This window comes from Streptomyces sp. NPDC057307, from assembly GCF_042667665.1.
Taxonomy (GTDB): Bacteria; Actinomycetota; Actinomycetes; order Streptomycetales; family Streptomycetaceae; genus Streptomyces.
In genome coordinates this window covers 1-17,948 of record NZ_JBHUZM010000041.1, presented here as the reverse complement: position 1 = coordinate 17,948, position 17,948 = coordinate 1, and the positions used below count along the sequence as shown (strand labels likewise).

At 74.0% G+C, this 17,948-nt stretch carries 16 protein-coding genes; 9 read left to right on the top strand and 7 right to left on the bottom strand.

Translation table 11 applies throughout. The annotated features are described in order from the left end of the window. Window position 1: 1 nt before the first annotated feature. Together ACFUN8_RS17150 and ACFUN8_RS17145 are read left to right on the top strand one after the other, a co-directional pair. On the top strand, window positions 2–2,017 hold the full coding sequence (locus tag ACFUN8_RS17150; protein ID WP_383637509.1) for a prolyl oligopeptidase family serine peptidase: 2,016 nt from the start codon (window positions 2–4) through the stop codon (window positions 2,015–2,017). Next, the gene (locus ACFUN8_RS17145) at window positions 2,014–2,973 is read left to right on the top strand and encodes an LD-carboxypeptidase (protein ID WP_383637506.1); all 960 of its coding nucleotides are present in this window, start codon (window positions 2,014–2,016) and stop codon (window positions 2,971–2,973) included. Before ACFUN8_RS17150 ends, ACFUN8_RS17145 begins: the two co-directional genes overlap by 4 nt. 28 nt (window positions 2,974–3,001) lie before the next feature. On the opposite strand, the gene ACFUN8_RS17140 is transcribed toward ACFUN8_RS17145, so the two are convergent. Further along, window positions 3,002–3,349, bottom strand: a complete 348-nt coding sequence (locus ACFUN8_RS17140) for a DUF6204 family protein (RefSeq protein WP_383637596.1) — start codon at window positions 3,347–3,349, stop codon at window positions 3,002–3,004. Between the two features lie 67 nt (window positions 3,350–3,416). Here ACFUN8_RS17140 and ACFUN8_RS17135 point away from each other — a divergent pair, with 67 nt between their 5' ends. Together ACFUN8_RS17135 and ACFUN8_RS17130 are read left to right on the top strand one after the other, a co-directional pair. Further along, complete coding sequence (locus tag ACFUN8_RS17135; protein WP_383637502.1) at window positions 3,417–4,313, top strand: arginase family protein; 897 nt, start codon at window positions 3,417–3,419, stop codon at window positions 4,311–4,313. Between the two features lie 108 nt (window positions 4,314–4,421). Then, window positions 4,422–6,407: a DUF5107 domain-containing protein gene (locus tag ACFUN8_RS17130; protein WP_383637499.1), complete on the top strand. Its 1,986-nt coding sequence runs from the start codon at window positions 4,422–4,424 to the stop codon at window positions 6,405–6,407. A gap of 166 nt (window positions 6,408–6,573) precedes the next feature. Here ACFUN8_RS17130 and ACFUN8_RS17125 read toward each other — a convergent pair whose 3' ends face one another. The 4 genes from ACFUN8_RS17125 to ACFUN8_RS17110 all read right to left on the bottom strand — a co-directional run bounded on the left by ACFUN8_RS17125 (window position 6,574) and on the right by ACFUN8_RS17110 (window position 10,112). Next, a complete protein-coding gene (locus tag ACFUN8_RS17125) occupies window positions 6,574–6,933 on the bottom strand; it encodes a VOC family protein (protein ID WP_383637496.1) in 360 nt (119 codons plus the stop codon). A gap of 58 nt (window positions 6,934–6,991) precedes the next feature. After that, window positions 6,992–7,807, bottom strand: a complete 816-nt coding sequence (locus ACFUN8_RS17120) for a methyltransferase domain-containing protein (RefSeq protein WP_383637493.1) — start codon at window positions 7,805–7,807, stop codon at window positions 6,992–6,994. A 119-nt stretch (window positions 7,808–7,926) separates the two neighbouring features. Then, the gene (locus tag ACFUN8_RS17115) at window positions 7,927–8,496 is read right to left on the bottom strand and encodes a GNAT family N-acetyltransferase (protein WP_383637490.1); all 570 of its coding nucleotides are present in this window, start codon (window positions 8,494–8,496) and stop codon (window positions 7,927–7,929) included. A 113-nt stretch (window positions 8,497–8,609) separates the two neighbouring features. Further along, window positions 8,610–10,112: a bifunctional phosphatase PAP2/diacylglycerol kinase family protein gene (locus tag ACFUN8_RS17110; RefSeq protein ID WP_383637487.1), complete on the bottom strand. Its 1,503-nt coding sequence runs from the start codon at window positions 10,110–10,112 to the stop codon at window positions 8,610–8,612. Window positions 10,113–10,228: 116 nt separating this feature from the next. Here ACFUN8_RS17110 and ACFUN8_RS17105 point away from each other — a divergent pair, with 116 nt between their 5' ends. From ACFUN8_RS17105 to ACFUN8_RS17095, 3 genes are all read left to right on the top strand, one after another. Continuing rightward, window positions 10,229–10,801, top strand: a complete 573-nt coding sequence (locus ACFUN8_RS17105; RefSeq protein WP_383637484.1) for a TIGR03086 family metal-binding protein — start codon at window positions 10,229–10,231, stop codon at window positions 10,799–10,801. Window positions 10,802–11,013: 212 nt separating this feature from the next. Beyond that, window positions 11,014–12,264 (top strand): aminotransferase class I/II-fold pyridoxal phosphate-dependent enzyme, encoded by a 1,251-nt coding sequence (locus ACFUN8_RS17100; RefSeq protein ID WP_383637481.1) that lies wholly within the window; start codon window positions 11,014–11,016, stop codon window positions 12,262–12,264. Between the two features lie 81 nt (window positions 12,265–12,345). After that, window positions 12,346–13,443, top strand: a complete 1,098-nt coding sequence (locus ACFUN8_RS17095; protein WP_383637478.1) for an MBL fold metallo-hydrolase — start codon at window positions 12,346–12,348, stop codon at window positions 13,441–13,443. Here ACFUN8_RS17095 and ACFUN8_RS17090 read toward each other — a convergent pair. Then, window positions 13,423–14,136: a DedA family protein gene (locus ACFUN8_RS17090; protein WP_383637475.1), complete on the bottom strand. Its 714-nt coding sequence runs from the start codon at window positions 14,134–14,136 to the stop codon at window positions 13,423–13,425. The two genes, ACFUN8_RS17095 and ACFUN8_RS17090, sit on opposite strands and share 21 nt — an antisense overlap. 11 nt (window positions 14,137–14,147) lie before the next feature. Beyond that, window positions 14,148–14,939, bottom strand: a complete 792-nt coding sequence (locus ACFUN8_RS17085; protein WP_383637472.1) for an MBL fold metallo-hydrolase — start codon at window positions 14,937–14,939, stop codon at window positions 14,148–14,150. A 239-nt stretch (window positions 14,940–15,178) separates the two neighbouring features. On the opposite strand from ACFUN8_RS17085, the gene ACFUN8_RS17080 reads away from it, so the two are divergent. Both ACFUN8_RS17080 and ACFUN8_RS17075 read left to right on the top strand, forming a co-directional pair. Next, window positions 15,179–15,583 carry a hypothetical protein gene (locus tag ACFUN8_RS17080; protein WP_383637470.1) on the top strand — a complete coding sequence of 135 codons (405 nt, stop codon included), beginning with the start codon at window positions 15,179–15,181 and terminating at the stop codon, window positions 15,581–15,583. Window positions 15,584–15,734: 151 nt separating this feature from the next. Beyond that, window positions 15,735–17,912: a phage holin family protein gene (locus ACFUN8_RS17075; RefSeq protein WP_383637467.1), complete on the top strand. Its 2,178-nt coding sequence runs from the start codon at window positions 15,735–15,737 to the stop codon at window positions 17,910–17,912. Window positions 17,913–17,948: the final 36 nt, after the last annotated feature.

Genomic DNA, 17,948 nt, shown 5'->3' with positions numbered 1-17,948 from the left:
CATGCCGCAGATCGCACCGTACGGCTCATGGCCGTCACCGGTCGACGCCGCGCTGGCCGCCTCGCACGACGGGCGGCCGGAGTATGTCGCCACCGTCGGCGACGAGGTGTGGTGGACGGAGCCGCGTCCCACGGAAGGCGGCCGGCGCGCGCTCGTGCGCGGCCGGGCGGACGGCCGGGAGGAATCGGTTCTGCCCGCCCCGTGGAACGTCCGCAGCCGGGTCATCGAGTACGGCGGCAGGCCCTGGGACGGGGCGGTACGCGCCGACGGCACGACCCTCGTCGTCTTCGCGCACTTCCCGGACCAGCGGCTGTACGCGTACGAGCCGGACGGCGACGCGCAGCCGCGCCCGCTCACTCCGGCCCCGCCCCCGGACGGCCGGCAGACCGGTTCCCTGCGCTGGGCCGACCCGCAGCTGCGACTCGACAGCGGCGAAGTCTGGTGCGTCCTGGAGGAGTTCACCGGCGAGGCACCCACCGACGTACGCCGCGTCGTCGCCGCCGTACCGCTGGACGGTTCGGCCGCCGACGACCGTACGGCGGTACGTGAACTCTCCGACGACCGGCACCACTTCGTCACCGGACCTCGTGTCTCGCCGGACGGCCGGCACGCCGCGTGGATCGCCTGGGACCACCCCCGAATGCCGTGGGACGGCACGGAGTTGCTGCTCGCCGACATCACGGAGGCGGGCACCTTCACGGCGGTACGCACGGTGGCGGGCGGTCCGGCCGAGTCCGTCGCGCAGGCCGACTGGGCGTTCGACGGCTCGCTCCTGTACGTCTCCGACCCCGGCGACTGGTGGCAGCTGAACCGGCTGCGGCTCGACTCCTCGGCGCCGGCCGGCGTCTCCCCGCCCGCCCGGCTGAGCCCGGCCGTCGAGGAGGAGTTCGGCGGACCGCTGTGGAAGATCGGCCTCCAGTGGTTCCGGCCCATGGCCGACGGCATGGTCGCCGTCGTCCACGGAAAGGGGGCCACCGCGCTCGGCATACTCGACCCCGAGACCGGCCAGCTCGCCGACGCGGCGGGGCCCTGGACCGAATGGGCCGCCACCCTCGCCGTCCGGGACACCCGCGTGATCGGCGTCGGCGCGAGCCCGCGCAGCGCGTACGAGATCGTGGAGCTGGACACGGCGACCGGACGGGCCCGGGTCATCGGCTCGGCGCACGACGACCCGGTCGATCCCGTGTACTACCCCGAGCCGCAGATCCGTATGTTCACCGGCCCCGACGACCGCGAGATCCACGCCCACATCTACCCGCCGCACAGCCCCGGCCACAGCGCGCCCGGCGACGAACTGCCGCCGTACGTCGTGTGGGCGCACGGCGGACCCACCAGCCACGCCCCGCTCGTACTCGACCTGGAGATCGCCTACTTCACCTCGCGCGGCATCGGCGTCGCCGAGGTCAACTACGGGGGCTCCACCGGCTACGGACGCGCGTACCGCGAACGGCTGCGTGAACAATGGGGAGTTGTCGACGTCGAGGACTGCGCGGCCGTCGCCCGCGCCCTCGCCGACGAGGGCACCGCCGACCCCGCGCGCCTCGCGATCCGGGGCGGCAGCGCGGGCGGCTGGACCAGCGCCGCGTCGCTCACCGGCACCGACGTCTACGCGTGCGGCACCGTCATCTACCCGATCCTCGACCTGTCGAGCTGGGCCACCGACGGGACGCACGACTTCGAGTCGCGGTATCTGGAGTCGCTGGTCGGCCCCTTCGCCGAGGTGCCCGGCCGCTACCGCGACCGCTCCCCGATCAACCACGTCGACGAGATCACCGCGCCGTTCCTGCTGCTCCAGGGGCTGGACGACGTGATCTGCCCGCCCGTCCAGTGCGAACGCTTCCTCGACCAACTGGCCGGGCGCGGCATCCCGCACGCGTACATCGCCTTCGAGGGCGAGGGCCATGGTTTCCGCAGGGCGGACACGATGGTCCGCGCGCTGGAGGCCGAACTGTCCCTGTACGCCCAGACGTTCGGGATCGACCGCCCCGACGTCCCGCCGCTGGAGCTGAAGAAGTGACGTCCGCAGACTCTCCGGACTCCCTGGAGTCCCTGATCCGCCCGCCCCGGCTGCGGCCCGGCGCGAAGGTCGCCGTCGTCGCCCCCAGCGGCCGACTGCCCGCCGACCGCCTCGAAGCGGGCCTGGACATCCTGCGCGGCTGGGACCTCGATCCCGTCGTGGCACCCCATGTCCTCGACAGACACCGGGAGTTGGAGTATCTCGCCGGGACGGACGAGGCACGCGCCCACGACCTCCAGGACGCCTGGTGCGACCCGACCGTCGAAGCCGTCCTGTGCGCGCGCGGCGGCTACGGAGTCCAGCGTATGGTCGACCTGCTCGACTGGGACGCCATGCGCGCGGCGGCGCCCAAGCCCTTCGTCGGCTACAGCGACATCACCGCGCTGCACGAGGCGTTCGCGGTACGCGCGGGCGTCGCCACCCTGCACGGCCCCATGGTCGCCGCCCTGACCTTCCTCAAGGACCCCGCCACCCAGGAGTCGCTGCGCGCGACGCTCCTCGAACCCGACACGGCCCGGACCATCGGCCCGGCCACCGCACGGGCCCTGGTCCCCGGCCGCGCCCGGGGCATCACCCTCGGCGGCTGCGTCAGCCTCCTCGCCGCCGACCTCGGCACCCCGCACGCCCGCCCCTCCGCCGCCGGCGGCCTGCTGCTGATCGAGGACATCGAGGAGGAGCCGTACCGACTGGACCGGATCCTCACCCAACTCCTGCGCTCCGGCTGGCTGGACGGCGTCGCCGGAATCGCGCTCGGCTCCTGGGCGGGCTGCGGCCCGTACGAGTCCGTACGCGCCCTGATGCTCGACCGCCTCGGCGGACTCGGCGTCCCGATCGTGGAGGAGCTGGGCTTCGGCCACGGCCCGACGAACCTGACGGTGCCACTGGGCGTCCCGGCCCTCCTGGAGGCGACGTCCGCCACCGCGACCCTCACCCTGGACGTGCCGGCGCTGACCTGAGTGGTGCTGTGCCCATCAGCCGGAGGTATCAGCGGCCCTTTCGGTTGATCTTCATCGTGTCCATGTCCGTCACCGTCGACCGCAGCTCCCCGAAGCCGACCCCCACACCCCCGGCGAGCGCCTTCAGCGACGTCTCCGCCCGGTCCTCGGCGAGCGCCGCGGCCATCTCCTCGCCGTCGGCCGCGTCGGACACGACCACGAAGCGGTACGAGAAGTGCTTGAGCACCCGGTCGTACGTGAGCGAGCCCTCGGGTGTGAACCGCATCTGGCTCAGCCCGTGCTCCTCGACCTCGTCGAGCAACCCCGCACGCGCCTCGTCCGTCAGCGCCGAGAAGGTCCCGCGCACGATCACCCGGTACGTGTGCTGCGTGGTCATGGGTGTGCCGCCCTCTTCCGGAAGATCCTGTTTGAAGAACGAGAGTACGACGCCGAGGATGGACCGCATGCGGAATATCGTGGTGATCGACGCTCCCTCCAACCTCGGCCTGCGGCCCCCGGCACCCGGCACCGTCCCCGGCTGCTACAAGCTCGCCGGCGCCATGCGCGAACAGCGCATCCTGCAACGGCTCGGCGCCTTCGAGGGCGGGGTCGTCGTCCCGCCCCGTTACGACCGGGGCGACTGGAAGGAAGGCGACGGCGTCTTCAACGCCGCCGCCATCGCCGCGTACACCCCCCGGCTCGCCGACCGGATCGAACGCCATGTGCGGGCCGGTGACTTCCCGCTCGTCCTCGGGGGCGACTGCTCCATCCAGCTCGGGGCCTCGCTCGCGCTGCGGCGGCTCGGCCGGTACGGCATCGCCGCGATCGACGGCTCCGCCGACTTCCGGCACCTCGGGAACTCCCCGTCCGTCGGCGCGGCGGGCGGCGAGGAGCTGGCCATCGCCACCGGACGCGGCCAGAGCGACCTCAGCGACATCGAGGGGCTGCGCCCGTACGTCCGCGACGAGGACGTACGGCTCTTCGGCATCCGCGACGAGGACGAGGACCGCGCGGAACTGGCCCGGCTGCGGATCCCCACCGTCTCCGTCGGCGAGTTCCGCGAATGGGGCGCCGCCGACCTCGCCGGCGCCGTACTCCAGACCCTGGAGACGCCCGTCACCGACGGCTTCTGGGTGCATCTCGACGCGGACGTGCTCGACCCCGAGGTGATGCCGGCCGTCGACGCCCCGGACGCCGGGGGACTGCTCCCCGACGAGCTGGAGTCGCTGCTGCGGGTCCTGGTGCGCTCGGAGCGCTGCGTCGGTCTCAACCTGACCATCTACGACCCCGACCTCGACCCCGACGGCACCGCCGGGGCCCTCCTCGCGGACATCGTTGTGGCGGCCTTCACCCAAGACTGACCCCTGGGTGCTCTGTTCGGCGCGCACTCGACCGTGTTCCATGGTCATCGGGTGCGCGCCGGCCAACCGAGCCGCCGGCGGCCCCCGCGAGCGAAGCGAGGTTTGCCTGTGGCCACGAGCGTGCGACGTGCCGTACTGACCCTGCCTGCCGCCCCCTTGGGGCCGGAGAACCCCCTGCCCGCGCTCCGGCCGCTCGACGAGACGCACTCCATCGACGAACGCGCCAAGCGGGACCTGCCCCGCGACATGGCGCGCCAGATCGGGTACGAGCCCCTGCGCACCCTGCTGCCGGTCCGGATCCTCGACGGCTACGGACGCGACCGCGAGCCCACCGGCATCGACACGATCGTCATCGAGAACGACCGGCTGCGGGCCACCGTCCTGCCGGGTCTCGGCGGGCGCGTCCACTCCCTGCACCACAAGCCCACCGGCCGCGAACTGCTGTACCGCAACCCGGTGTTCCAGCCCGCCGACTTCGCGCTCAACGGCGCCTGGTTCTCCGGCGGCATCGAGTGGAACATCGGCGCCACCGGCCACACCACACTCTCCTGCGCCCCCATGAACGCCGCGCTGGTCCCCGCGCCCGACGGCGGCGAGATGGTCCGGCTCTGGGAGTGGGAGCCACTGCGCGGCCTGCCGTTCCAGGTCGACCTGTGGCTGCCCGACGACTCCGACTTCCTGCACGTGGGCGTCCGGATACGCAATCCGCACCAGGGGCCCGCGCCCGTCTACTGGTGGTCCAACATCGCCGTCCCCGAGGACGAGCACACCCGCGTCCTCGCGCCCGCCGAGGAGGCGTGGCACTTCGGGTACGAACGGAGCCTGCGCCGGGTCCCGGTGCCCGAGTACGCCGGCGTCGACCGCACGTACCCGCTGCGCGGCGAACACCCCGCGGACTACTTCTACGAGGTCCCCCGCGCCGCCCGGAAGTGGATCACCTCGCTCGACGCGGACGGCCACGGGCTGGTCCAGACGTCCACGGACCTCCTGGGCGGACGCAAGCTCTTCCTCTGGGGTGCCGGGCGCGGCGGCCGGCGCTGGCAGCAGTGGCTCACCGAACCGGGCACCCCCGGTTACGCCGAGATCCAGGCCGGGCTCGCCCGTACCCAGCTCGAACACGTCAAGCTCGACGGCCACGAGGACTTCAGCTGGCTGGAGTCGTACGGTCCGCTCGAAGCCGACCCCGCCACCGTCCACGGCGCCGACTGGGGCGCGGCCCGCGCCGAGGTCGAGGACCGGCTGGAGCGCGCCCTGCCCCGCGCGGACGTCGACGCCGCGTACGAGGCGTGGCTGCCGCACGCGGACACCGAGCCCGGCGAACGGCTCGCCACCGGCTCGGGCTGGGGCGCGCTCGAAGTGATGCGCGGCACGATGAGAGGCGGGTACGAGCTGCCCGGAACACCGTTCGACGAGTCCATGCTCGGCGGTCAACAGGAGCCGTGGGTCGAGCTGTTCACCCAGGGCACGTTCCCGAAGGCGCGGCAGGCCGAGCCGCCGGGGCCGACGCTCGTCGCCCCGCACTGGCGCGACATGCTGGAGACGGCGCCCGCCGAGCCGCTGACCGAGTACCACCTCGGTGTCACGCAGTGGCACGCGGGCGATCTGGCCCAGGCGGTGCGGAGTTGGGAACGCGGCCTCAAACTGGCCTCGTCCCGCTGGCCGTTGCTGCGCTGCCTGGCCGTCGCCGACCGGGAGGGCGGCAACCCGGAGCGGGCGGCCGACCAGTACGCGGAGGCGTTCGACGACCTCTGCCGGGAGCGGGAGGACAACGACGGCGAGTCCTGGACGGCGGCCACGGCGGCGCTGGCACGCGAGGCGATCGCCGCGCTGCTCGCCGTCGACCGCGAGCGCGACGCGCGCCGTGTCTTCGACCGGCTCCCGGAAGCGATCCGGCAGCGCGGCGCGTTCCGGCTGGTGGAGGCCCAACTGCTGCTCGCCGAGGGCGAGAAGGCGGCGGCCCGCGCGCTGTTCGACGCGGGCTTCGAGGTGGCGGACCTGCGGGAGGGCGCGGAGACGCTGAACGAGGTGTGGGCGTCCCTGACGGACGACCCGCTGCCGGCGGCGTACGACTACCGGATGCGGCCGGGGGACTGAACGGGGACCTCGACGGGGCCCGGCCGGGGGCGGTTTCGTCCTCGGCCGGGTCGCGCGGGCGGGTGGCTGACGGCTTGTCGGCGCTGCGGCGCGTCGGTGCTGCGGCTCGTCGGCGCGCGCCAAAGCGCCTCGGCCGGGAGGGACTTCGCCGACACGCCGCGCCGCGTCAGCCGCTCTGGACCGGGTTGCGGTCCACGTACTCGAAGACCGAACCGTCCGGGTGCACGGCGATCAGATTGCGGCCCGCCGGGGTGGGGACCGGGCCCGCGAGGACCTGGGCGCCGACGCCGGTGAGCGCGGCGTACGCCTCGTCGACGTCCTTGACGGCGATCGTGGCGGTGACCTTGCGCAGCACCTCGATCTCCTCGGCGGGACCGCTCATCAACAGGAAGCAACTGACGGCGGCGACGGAGACCCCGCCGCGCTCGAAACGGAGCGCGGGGCTACCGGTCAGTCGTTCGTAGAACGCGACCGAGGTCTCCAGGTCGTCGACGCAGATGCGCAGCGTGGTTCCCAGGATTTCCATACCGGTGAGGGTATCGAAGCACCGTTCCCCGCGACCATGAACCCGGGGGAACCAACCCTCAAACCCGGCACAGGACTTCACCGTGCGGGACCATGAACCACGCGTCGGGGTCGGCGCCCCACGCGCGCCACGCCGCCGCGATCCCGGTGAGCCGTTCCTCGTCCGCGTGGCCGCCGCGTACCGCCAGTTCCGCGTACACCGACGCGGTCGTCCGCTCCGCCCACAGGCCGCTCCACCACGCGCGTTCCTCCGGCGTCGCGAAGCACCACGTCCCCGCCGTGGACGTGATGTCCGGGTCCGCGAAGCCCGCGCTCCGGGCCCAGGCGCGGAGCCGGCGGCCCGCGTCGGGTTCGCCGCCGTTGGCGCGGGCGACCCGGCGGTACAGCTCCTGCCAGCCGTCCAGCGCCGGTGACTCCGGGTACCAGGTGAACGCGCCGTAGTCGCTGTCGCGTGCCGCGACGACGCCCCCGGGCCTGCACACCCGGCGCATCTCGCGCAGCGCCTGTACGGGGTCCCCGACGTGCTGGAGCACCTGGTGGGCGTGGACGACGTCGAAGGAGTCGTCCGGGAAGTCCAGCGCGTGGACGTCGGCGACCGCGAACCGGACGTTGTCCAGGCCGCGCGCCGCGACCGCCTCCCCGGCCCGCTCCAGCACGTCCGCCGCCGCGTCCACGGCGGTCACCGTGCCAGGCGCCACCAGCGCCGCCAGGTCGGCCGTGATGGTGCCCGGACCGCAGCCGACGTCCAACACATCGAGTCCGGAACGGAGTTCGGGGAGCAGATACGCCGCCGAGTTCGCCGCCGTGCGCCAGCGGTGCGAACGCAGGACCGACTCGTGGTGGCCGTGGGTGTAGACGGCGGTCTCTCTCGGCATGATCCGGACTCCCTCGGGGTGAAGTGGTGCCGTCACGGTACGCCGCGATGTCGGAATATGAGACCCGTGTCTCGCGATATGGTCCAGTGTGGGTTACCGGACCGGGTGACCGGCGTGGGTCATCCGGAAGCCGTGAGCCGCCACTCCTCACGCGTGAGCGCGTACTCCACATCCCCCTGCTCCGAGCCCTCGATGGTCTCCGGCCACTCCTCGACGTACGTACGGAGATACCTCAGCCCGGCCTTCTCCATGACCCGGCGCGAGCCCACGTTGACCGTCATCGTGTTCGCCGTGACCCGCTCGGTGCCCAGCTCGGTGAAGGCTTTACGGACCAGCGCGCGGGCGCCCTCCGTCGCGTACCCCTGTCCCCACACGGCCCGGTGCAGCCGGTACCCCAGCTCCACCACCTCCCAGCCGGCGTCGTTCAGCGGCCTCAGCTCGAACCAGCCCAGCCATTCGCCCGTGGACCGCTCCTCGGCCGCCCAGAAGCCGCGCCCGAGCAGCCGGGGCAGGGCCTCGGCACGGAACGTCTCGGGTGCGGCGGGCACGCCGCCGTCGATGAAGCGCTTCACGCCGGGGTCGTTGTCCAGCGCGAGGAGCCGGCCGAGGTCGGCCTCGACGCAGTCACGCAGCCGCAGCCGCGCGGTTTCGAGGAAGGGTTCGACGGAGGGAGGGGGTGCGGAGTCCATGTCCATGATCCTGCGTCCCGGACCGCCGGCCCCGCCACCGATATGCGCGGCGGTCGCAGGCCCGGCGGTCGTACGTGCGGCGGTCCCCGGCTCGGCGGGCGGACGCGCGGCGGTCACTGGAACGCGCGCGGGCGGTAGACGGTCAGCGCCTCGTTCCCCTTGTCGAGGGTCAACTCGGCCGGTGCTTCGGCCACTTCGCCGTCGAAGGCCAGCGGCGTACCGGGCGCGATCCCCGTGATCCGTACGCGCCGCATCCGCTCCGCCGCGTGCACCGGCGACCGGCTCAGCGGCCCCGCCGCCGCGGCGGCCAGCAGCCGCAGACTCGGGAAGCTCCCGCCGTGCACGACCCGGACGTCCAGCAGACCGTCCGCGAGATCGAGCCGGTGGCCGGGGGTGAACCCGAAGCGCTGGTAGATGCCGTTCCCGGCGAACAGCATCCACAGCGACCGCCGCCGGCCCTCGAACTCCGCCTCCAACTGATGCTGGCCGCGCAGCACCTTCACCGCCGCCACGACCCCGGCGGGCCAGCCGCCGATCCGCGGCGACCAGTGCTCCCGGACCCGCACCAGCTCCGGATAGACGCCCAGGCTGAAGGTGTTGAGGAAGTGGCCGCTCACACCGTCGGGTCCGGTGAACCGCCCGAGGTCGACGCGGACGGCGTCGCCCGCCGCCATCGCGCGGCACGTGTCCTGGAACTCCTCGATCCCCAGGTCGTACGCGAAGTGGTTCAGAGTGCCGCCGGGGAACACCGCCAGCGGCAGCCCGTGCCGGGCGGCGACCACCGCTGCGCGGTTGACCGTGCCGTCACCGCCGACGATGCCGAGCGCGGCGCAGCGCTCCGCCGCCTTCTCCAGCTCCGTGTTCACCTCCTCGGGATCGCACTCCACGAACTCCGCGAGCGGCAGCGCGTCGTGCAGCGCGCCCGCGGAGTCCGACGAGCCCGACGCCCGGTTGACCACGATCACCATGCCCTCGCCCTCCGGCGAGGCCGGCGCCTGCGCGTGCGGACGGCCGGGCGACGGCAGCTGGGAGCGGGTCGGCACCAGGCCACGTACCGCGAACGCCGCCCCCACCCCGAGCGCGGCCCCCACCAGGACGTCGCTCGGGTAGTGCACGCCCGTGTAGACGCGGGACGCCGCGACGGAGAACGCGAGCGGCGCCACCACCGCGCCCCAGCCCTTCGACTCCAGGGCGACTCCGGTGGCGAAGGCGGCGGCCGACGCCGCGTGCCCGGACGGGAACGAGGTGGTGATCGGCTGCCGCTTCAGCTGCCTTATCACCGGCACGGCGTCCAGGACGGGCCGGCGGCGCTGTACGGAGCGCTTGCCGACGGTGTTGATCGCGGCCGACGCCACGGCCAGCGACGCCACCCCGCGCAGGGCGGCGCGCCGCGAGCGCTGCCCGCGCCCGACGAGAGCGATACCGGCGGCGGCGCCGAACCAGAGGAGGCCGTGGTTGGCCGAGCGGCTGAGCCGGGGCAGCACCGGCCCGGCGCCCGGCCAGTGCCGGTCCGCCGCCGACCGGAAGACCTGCTGGTCCCAGCCGGTGAGCAGCGCGGCGACTCTGGACCGGGTGCCGGGATCGGCCGGGGTACGGCCCGTGTGGATGTCAGACATGGAACGCGGGTACCCCGTACGACGTGGCCCCAAGCAGGGGCCGGATCCGGGGCGTGTCTCGGGGATCAGGCCGGCCGGACTCGCGTGCGGACGGGGGGCCGGGGAGAGTGGAGGACATGGACAATCCACTGCTGGACCGGCACGGCGAGGCGCTCGACCTCTTCACGGACCGGGTGCACGCCGTCGGCGCGGACCAGTGGGGCGCGTCGACGCCGTGCACCGAGTGGTCCGTACGCGACCTGGTGAACCACCTGACGTCCGAGCAGCTCTGGGTGCCCGCGCTGGTGCGTGAGGGCCGGACCATGGCCGAGGTCGGCGACGCCTTCGACGGCGACGTGCTGGGCGACGACCCGGTCGCCGCCTGGGACCGCGCCGCGGCGGCGGCGCGCGCCGCGTTCGGCGAGCGGGGCGCGCTGGACCGCCCGGTGCCGCTCTCGTACGGCGCGACCGCGGCCGCCGCCTACTGCTCGCAGATGGTGCTCGACGCCGTCGTCCACACCTGGGACCTGTCGCGCGGGATCGGCGTGAACGAGCGGCTGCCCGGACCGCTGGTCGACTTCGCGCTGGAGGAGGTCGAGCCGTACGCGGTGAGCCTGTCGCAGAGCGGCCTGTTCGACACCCCGCTGGATCCGCCACCGGACGCCGACACCCAGGCCCGTCTGCTGGCGATGCTGGGCCGCGAGGCGTAGGACCTGGCCGGCGGATCTTCGGGGACCGGCCCGCGGCGGCTGGTACGGCGCACCATCGCAAGGCGGAGGATCGGGTCTCGTGCCGGGCGTGCCAGGCGTGCCGGGCCGACGCCGACGCCGACAGCGCGGCTCGGTCGTGCCGGGCGTCGCGGGCCCGCCGGGACTTTCCCGATACGGCCTGGCCTCTGTCCGGCCCGGTCTGGAGGTGGCGCATGAGGACCACGGGGACCACGGAGACGACCGGGGCGGCGGGGGCGGCGCACGAAGGACGCGGTCCCGTACGGTACGGGCCCCTGGCCCCGGACTCGGGCCTCCCCGCGCTGCCCGAGCTGGTCGCCGTACTCGCCGAAGCCGCCGGCCGGACCGCGCCCGAGCCGCCCGGCGGCGGACCGGTCCTGCGCGAGGCGGCCTGCGGCTACTGGTCCAGGCGCGGGCTGCCCGCGCATCCCCAGGAGGTCGCCGTGGCGGCCGGCGCGCAGCCGCTGCTCCTCGCGCTGCTCGCCGCGCACGGCGGCGACGTCCTGATGCCCCGCCCGCACCCGGCGTCCTGGGCGCCGCAGGCCAGACTTCTGGGCCGGCCCGTCTTTCAGGTGCCGACCCCGGCGGAGTGCGGCGGCGTTCCCGATCTGTACGCCCTCCTTGAGACGGTGCGCCGGGTACGGGCCGAGGGCGGCACCCCACGGCTGCTGCTGCTCTCGATCGCCGACGACCCCACCGGCACCGTCGCCCCGCCCGAACTCCTCCGGGAGGCGTGCGAGGCCGCGGTCGGCGAGGGCCTGCACATCATCAGCGACGAGACCTGGCGCGACACGCTGCACCGGCCGCACGAGACGGTGCCGCTCAGCCCCGCCGAGATGTGGCCCGACGACGTCACCGTCTTCTTCGACCTGGCGGGCGCGCTCACCCCGGCGTCCTGGCCCGCCGCCGTCGCCCGCTTCCCCGCCACACCCGGCGGCGCCGCCCGCCGGGCCAGGACGGTGGACCACCTCACCGCGCTGGGCGCGCTCGTCGCGGGACCGGTCGCCGCCGCTGCCGCCCACGCGCTCGACGAGCCGCCGGCCGTGACGGCGCGGGTCGCCGAGGCGGCCGCGCTGCACGCGCGCGTGGCCGCCGCCGTACACCATGTCGTCCTCGCCGCCGGGGCGCTGGCCAGGCCGCCGCAGGCGGGCCGTCATCTGTACGCGGACCTCGGGCCGTTGCGCCGCGGACTCGGCGCGCGGGGGGTCGGCGACTCCATGGAACTCGAAGAGTTCCTGGGCGAACGGCTGGGCATGCCGGTGCCCGGCGGGCACCGGTTCGGGGACGAACTGGGCGCGCTGCGGGTGCGGCTCGCCACCGGTCCGCTGCTCGGGTCAACCCCGGAGCGGCGGACGGAGTCCCTCACCGCAGTGGAACCGCTGGAACTGCCGCATGTCGCCGAAGGGCTCAGCCTTCTGACGGCGGCTCTGGGGGAGCTGCACTGAGACCGCCGACCGCCGACGACCCCTGCGCACCGCCCGTACCGCCCCGACGAACCGTGTCGCACCGCGCTGAACGGAGCTTCGATGACGGAACAGACCGATCGGACGGACCTCACAGGACGCCGGCAGGAGCATGGACGCGGGCGCGGGCACGGCCGGGCGCCCGACCCCGCCCGCCGCACGGCGGCCGGCGGGGCGCTCCGCCCGCTCGGCGAGGTCCGCCGCCACTGGCCCCGGTCCTTCGCCCGCCGGCTGACCACCCCGCTCCCCGGCGTACGCGCGCTGGCGCGGCTCGCCCGCGAGGGCGCCGCGCGGCCGGGCCCCGGCGCGCTCGACGCCGTCCCGCTGCTGCCCTTCGAACCCGGGCCGCTGCCCGCCGTGGACGCGGGCACCGTCGCCGTCACCTGGGCGGGGCACGCGAGTTGGGTGATCCGTATGGGCGGGCTCACCGTCCTGACCGACCCGGTGTGGTCGCGCCGGATCCTCGGCACGCCCGCGCGGATCACTCCCGTCGGTGTCCGCTGGGAGGACCTGCCGCCCGTCGACGCGGTCGTCATCAGCCACAACCACTACGACCATCTCGACGCGCCGACGCTGCGACGGCTGCCGAGGAACACCCCGATGTTCGTGCCCGCCGGGCTCGCCCGCTGGTGCCGGCGCCGCCGCTTCACCCACGTCACCGAACTGGACTGGTGGGAGGCCGCCGAACTGCCGGCCGGGAACGGCGGCACCGGCACCGTACGGTTCGACTTCGTCCCCGCCCACCACTGGTCGAAGCGCACCCTCACCGACACCTGCCGCTCCCTGTGGGGCGGTTGGGTGCTGAGTGACGGGGCCACCGGGCAGCGGGTCTACTTCGCCGGGGACACCGGCTACGGGCACTGGTTCGAGGAGATCGGCCGCCGTCACCCGGGTATCGATCTCGCGCTGCTGCCCGTCGGGGCGTACGAACCGCGCTGGTGGCTCAGTGACGTCCACGCGGATCCGGAGGAGGCCGTACGGGCCTGCCAGGACGTCGGCGCGCGGAACATGGCGCCCATGCACTGGGCGACGTTCCTGCTGTCGGCCGAGCCCGTGATGGAGCCCCTGGAGCGGGTCAGGGCCGCCTGGGAACGGACCGGGAGACCACGCGGACAACTGTGGGACCTGCCGGTCGGATCCTCACGCCTGCTGACCGTCTGACTCGGCCGGCCCGTCGCAGGCGGCCGGCCCGTTCGAGGCGCCCGGCCCGCCGGGCGTGCCGTTTCCGTCCCCGCGCGCGGACCCGCCCTTCCCCTTGCCGTGCCTCCGCAGCCTGCGCCAGACCGTGGGACCGCCGCTGATCAGCACCGTCAGCGCCACCGCCGCGACCACGCCCTCCCACGGCTCGTCGAACAGCGAACCGCCCAGGATCCCGATCAGCTGGTACGTCGCCGCCCACGCCAGACAGGCCGGCACCGCGCCCTTGATGAACCGCGGCGTCGGCCACCTGGTGAGCAGGCACGCCAGCATCACCGGGATCCGCCCCGCGGGCACCAGCCGCGACAGCACCAGCACCGTCACGCCGTGCTCCCGCAGCTTGCGCTGCGTCTGTTCGAGCGTGTCGTCGGAGACCCGCCGCTCCAGCGCCGCCAGCCAGCGCGAGCCGTTCTTCGAGTTGACCCCGCGCCGGCCCAGCCAGTAGAGCGTGATGTCGCCGAGGAACGCCGCAAACGAGGCCACCACGAATATGTAGAGCAGCGCGAGCGGCGCCGTCTGATGGAAGGCCACCACGGCCGCCGAACTCACCACGGCGCCCGTCGGCACCACCGGCACCAGCGCGCCCAGCGCCACCAGCAGGAACAGCGACGGATAGGTGACGGCCTGCTGCGCGGACTCCGACGGCAGCTGGCTCATGAGCTGGTCGATCACAGGGCGGCCCCCGGCCGCACGCTCTCGCCGTGCTGAAGCCGGTGCACGGCCACCTCGGGCGCGCGCCGTGCCGCCTGGCGGACGAACTCGTCGCCGGGCGAATGGAATTCGTGCGGTCGGACCCCGTCCATCCCGATCGGCCAGAACGTGCCGTAATGGACCGGCACCGCGGCGCCGGGCGCGAGTCTGGCCAGCGCCTCGGCCGCGCGGTCGGCGTTCAGATGGCCGTGGCCCAGATGCGGCCCCCAGCCGCCCACCGGCAGCAGCGCCACATCGACCGGTCCCACGACGTCCGCCATCTCGTCGAAGAGCCCGGTGTCGCCCGCGAAGTACGTCCGGCGCTCACCGCTGATCACATAGCCGAGCGCGGGGGAGCGCTGCGGTCCCACCGGCAGCCGCCGCCCGTCGTGGTACGCGGGCACCGCCCGTACCCACAGCGGCCCGATCTCCACCTCGTCGCCCGCGTCGACCTCGGTGATCCGCAGACCACCCGGCCGCCGGACGGCGTCGAGCCGCCGCAGTCCGGGCACCGCCCGCGTCGCGCCGCGCGGCACGATCAGCCGGGTGCCCGGCGCGAGCTTCGCCAGCGACGGCAGATGCAGATGGTCGGAGTGCAGATGCGAGACCAGGACGGCGTCCGCGACCGCGGCCTCCGGCGGCGGCACGTCACCGCGCCGGCGGCGCAGATGCGCCAGGCGGCGGGCGAAGAGCGGATCGGTCAGCACCCGGACGCCGGAGTCCTCGACCGTGCAGGTGGCGTGACCCCACCAGGTGATGACATTTCCCAAAGCGGGACCTCAGCTCCGTCCGTATCCGGCCCTCAGCGTACGGCGGCCGGCGGGCCGCCGGTGGCCAGGTCGTGCCGCGTACGCCCGAGGCGTGCGCCTGTGGCACATCCGTGCGCCCGCCCGTGCTCGATACGCGCCTCCTTAAGAGGGCCCGATCGGAGTAGGGTCGTCGAACACCGGGGGACAGGGGGCGGCTTCGGGGGGAGCGGTCGGGTGAAGCGAAGCGGGGGGCCAGAGACATGGGCGATTTACGAGTGGCGGCCATAGCCAGCCTCACCCCGCTCGAAGAACTCGACCGCGAGCCGTTCCTGGTGGACATCCGCGGCCAGCAGGCGGTGTGCGCGCGCTGGGCCGCCGACAAGGGGTACGTCGTCACCCGGCAACTGCTCCTCTACGGGATGCGCTCCGACCACTGCGGTCTCTGGGTCGACGTCGAGGCCGGTGAGATCGACGCCTTCGTCGTCGCCAGCGAACGCGTGCTCGACCGGGCCTTCGCGTCGGCCCCCGCCTTCTCCGCCGAGTGCGAGCGCCGTGGCATCCCCCTGGAGACCGTGGGGCTGGACGAACCTTCTTACGACGCGACGTCGAAGGCCAAGGTCCACCGCAGGCTCTCCATGCCCACCGCCGGCTACGACGGCTGCTGAAGCCGTCCCGCCGCACCTCTTCGAGCCCGCCCCCGCCACCGCCCTGTCACGTCTCCGCCTCCTCAAGAAGACCGGCCCCGCCGCGCGCTGTGTCAGGCTGTGCATCAAGCCCGTGGAGGTGTGCGGGCCCTGGACGTGAGGTGAAGACGCGGTGTTCAAGGGTCGATGGCGGACGGCCGGCCGGGCCCTGGTGCGGGTGGTGGTCGTCTGGGCGGTGTCCACGCTGACCATGCTGGCGCTCGCCGGGATCCTGCCCGACTTCCAGCTCCAGGGCGCCGACGACAGCCTCACCAGGACCGCGATCACCGCCGCCTGGGGAGCGGGCGCCTTCGGTCTGCTCAGCGCCCTCGTCTGGCCCTTCCTGGTCCGCGCCCTGCTGCTCGTACCGGCCCTGGTCCTCGGTCTGCTCGTCTTCTTCCTCAACGGCTCGCTGCTGCTGGTCGCCCTCAAACTCACCCCCGACGGCGGCGGCACGGCCAACCCCGAGAACGCCGTCGTGGTCGCCGCCGTCATGTCCGCCGTCGCGTCGGCGACCTCCACCGCGCTCGCCGTCCGCGACGACAACGCCTACCGGCGCAGGCTCTCGCGCCTCGCCGAACGCCGCCGGCGCCGCAGCGGCGAGGACAGCGCCCGCCGCGGCTACACGGCGTCGCCCGGCACGCTCTTCCTCCAACTCGACGGCGTGGGGCACCAGGTGCTGCTCGACGCCGTCGCCGACGGCCACATGCCCACCGTCGCCGGCTGGCTCGGCGAGCGCCCCACGCACCGGCTCACCCCCTGGCGCACCGACTGGTCCAGCCAGACCGGCGCCAGCCAGCTCGGCATCCTGCACGGCAGCAACCACGACGTCCCCGCCTTCCGCTGGTACGAGAAGGAGAGCGGGCGGATCATGGTCAGCAACCGGCCCGCCAGCGCCGCCGAACTCCAGCGCCGCGCCGTCGAGCACACCCGCGACGGCGGGCTCCTCACCCTCGACGGCGCCAGCCGCGGCAACCTCTTCAGCGGCGGCGCCGACCAGCTCGCGCTCGTCCTGTCGATGGCCGCGCGGCGCGGCCGGGCCACCCGCTCCCGGGCCGGCTACTTCGCGTACTTCACCGACCCGGCCAACGCCGTCCGTACGGCCGTCTCCTTCGTCGCCGAGGTCGGCCGCGAGGTCGGCCAGTCGACGCGGGCCCGTGTCCGAGGCGACCGGCCCAGGGTGGGCCGGGGTGGGCTCTACCCGTTCATCCGGGCCTTCGCGACCGTCGTGGAGCGGGACGTCGTGGTCGCGGCGGTGATAGGGGACATGCTGGCCGGGCGCGCCGCCGTCTACGCCGACCTCGTCGCGTACGACGAGGTCGCCCACCACTCGGGACCGCACAGCCGCGACGCCACGCGGGTCCTGGAGCGGCTGGACCGCTCGATCGCGCTGCTGGCCAAGGTCGCCGACCACGCGCCGCGCTCGTACCGCCTCGTGCTCCTGTCCGACCACGGCCAGAGCCCCGGCGAGACGTTCCTGGGCGTGTACGGGCTCACGCTGCGGGATCTCGTACGGGCCGGCTGCGGGCTGCCCGTGCCGCGCCGCGCGGTGCGGACCAAGAGCGGCGCCGAGGCGCGCGACGCGGCGCGTGACGCCGTACGGATAGCCCTCCACCGCCCCGTCGAGGGGGACGAGGGCGACGACGGCGACGGGAAACGAACGGCGCGCGGCTCCGACCCGATCGTGCTCGCCTCGGGAAATCTGGGGCTGATCTCCTTCCCGGACGTCCCGGAGCGGATGAGCCGCGAGCAGATCGACGAACGCCACCCCGCGCTGCTGCGGACTCTCGCCAACCATCCGGGCGTCGGCTTCCTCCTCGTACGGAGCGAGGAGAACGGCTCCGTGGTGCTCGGCCCCGCCGGGGCGGAGATCCCCGTCGCCAAGCTGGACGACACGGGGCTGCTGGCCACGATGGGGCCGGGTGCCGCCGACGCGGTCCGGCGCACCGACACCTTCCCGCATGTCGCGGACATCATGGTCAACTCGATGTACGACCCGGCGACGGGCCGCGTGCACGCCTTCGAGGAGCAGATCGGCTCCCACGGAGGACTCGGCGGGGAGCAGTCGAACGCCTTCCTGCTGTCACCCCTGACCCTGCCCGCGCCGGTCCCCGGCGACGGCGATCTGGTGGGCGCGGAGCAGGTCCACGCGGTGCTGAAGCGCTGGCTGTACGACGGCCTGGGGCCGCAGGTCCCTCTCGGCCAGACACCGGCGAGCGGCACGGTGCCCCAGGACACGGTCCCCCAGGACACGGTCCCCCAGGACACGGTGCCGCAGGGCGAGCCGGAGCCGAGCCCCGAGGGCACCTGACGCCCACACGGTGACCGCGCGGTCACCGTGTGGGCG

Excerpts from the sequence above, each read along its gene's own strand:
- ACFUN8_RS17150 (WP_383637509.1), top strand. The coding sequence starts at position 2 with ATGCCGCAGATCGCACCGTACGGCTCATGGCCGTCACCGGTCGACGCC.
- ACFUN8_RS17140 (WP_383637596.1), bottom strand. The coding sequence starts at position 3,349 with ATGACCACGCAGCACACGTACCGGGTGATCGTGCGCGGGACCTTCTCG.
- ACFUN8_RS17135 (WP_383637502.1), top strand. The coding sequence starts at position 3,417 with ATGCGGAATATCGTGGTGATCGACGCTCCCTCCAACCTCGGCCTGCGG.
- ACFUN8_RS17125 (WP_383637496.1), bottom strand. The coding sequence starts at position 6,933 with ATGGAAATCCTGGGAACCACGCTGCGCATCTGCGTCGACGACCTGGAG.
- ACFUN8_RS17120 (WP_383637493.1), bottom strand. The coding sequence starts at position 7,807 with ATGCCGAGAGAGACCGCCGTCTACACCCACGGCCACCACGAGTCGGTC.
- ACFUN8_RS17115 (WP_383637490.1), bottom strand. The coding sequence starts at position 8,496 with ATGGACTCCGCACCCCCTCCCTCCGTCGAACCCTTCCTCGAAACCGCG.
- ACFUN8_RS17110 (WP_383637487.1), bottom strand. The coding sequence starts at position 10,112 with ATGTCTGACATCCACACGGGCCGTACCCCGGCCGATCCCGGCACCCGG.
- ACFUN8_RS17105 (WP_383637484.1), top strand. The coding sequence starts at position 10,229 with ATGGACAATCCACTGCTGGACCGGCACGGCGAGGCGCTCGACCTCTTC.
- ACFUN8_RS17100 (WP_383637481.1), top strand. The coding sequence starts at position 11,014 with ATGAGGACCACGGGGACCACGGAGACGACCGGGGCGGCGGGGGCGGCG.
- ACFUN8_RS17095 (WP_383637478.1), top strand. The coding sequence starts at position 12,346 with ATGACGGAACAGACCGATCGGACGGACCTCACAGGACGCCGGCAGGAG.
- ACFUN8_RS17090 (WP_383637475.1), bottom strand. The coding sequence starts at position 14,136 with ATGAGCCAGCTGCCGTCGGAGTCCGCGCAGCAGGCCGTCACCTATCCG.
- ACFUN8_RS17080 (WP_383637470.1), top strand. The coding sequence starts at position 15,179 with ATGGGCGATTTACGAGTGGCGGCCATAGCCAGCCTCACCCCGCTCGAA.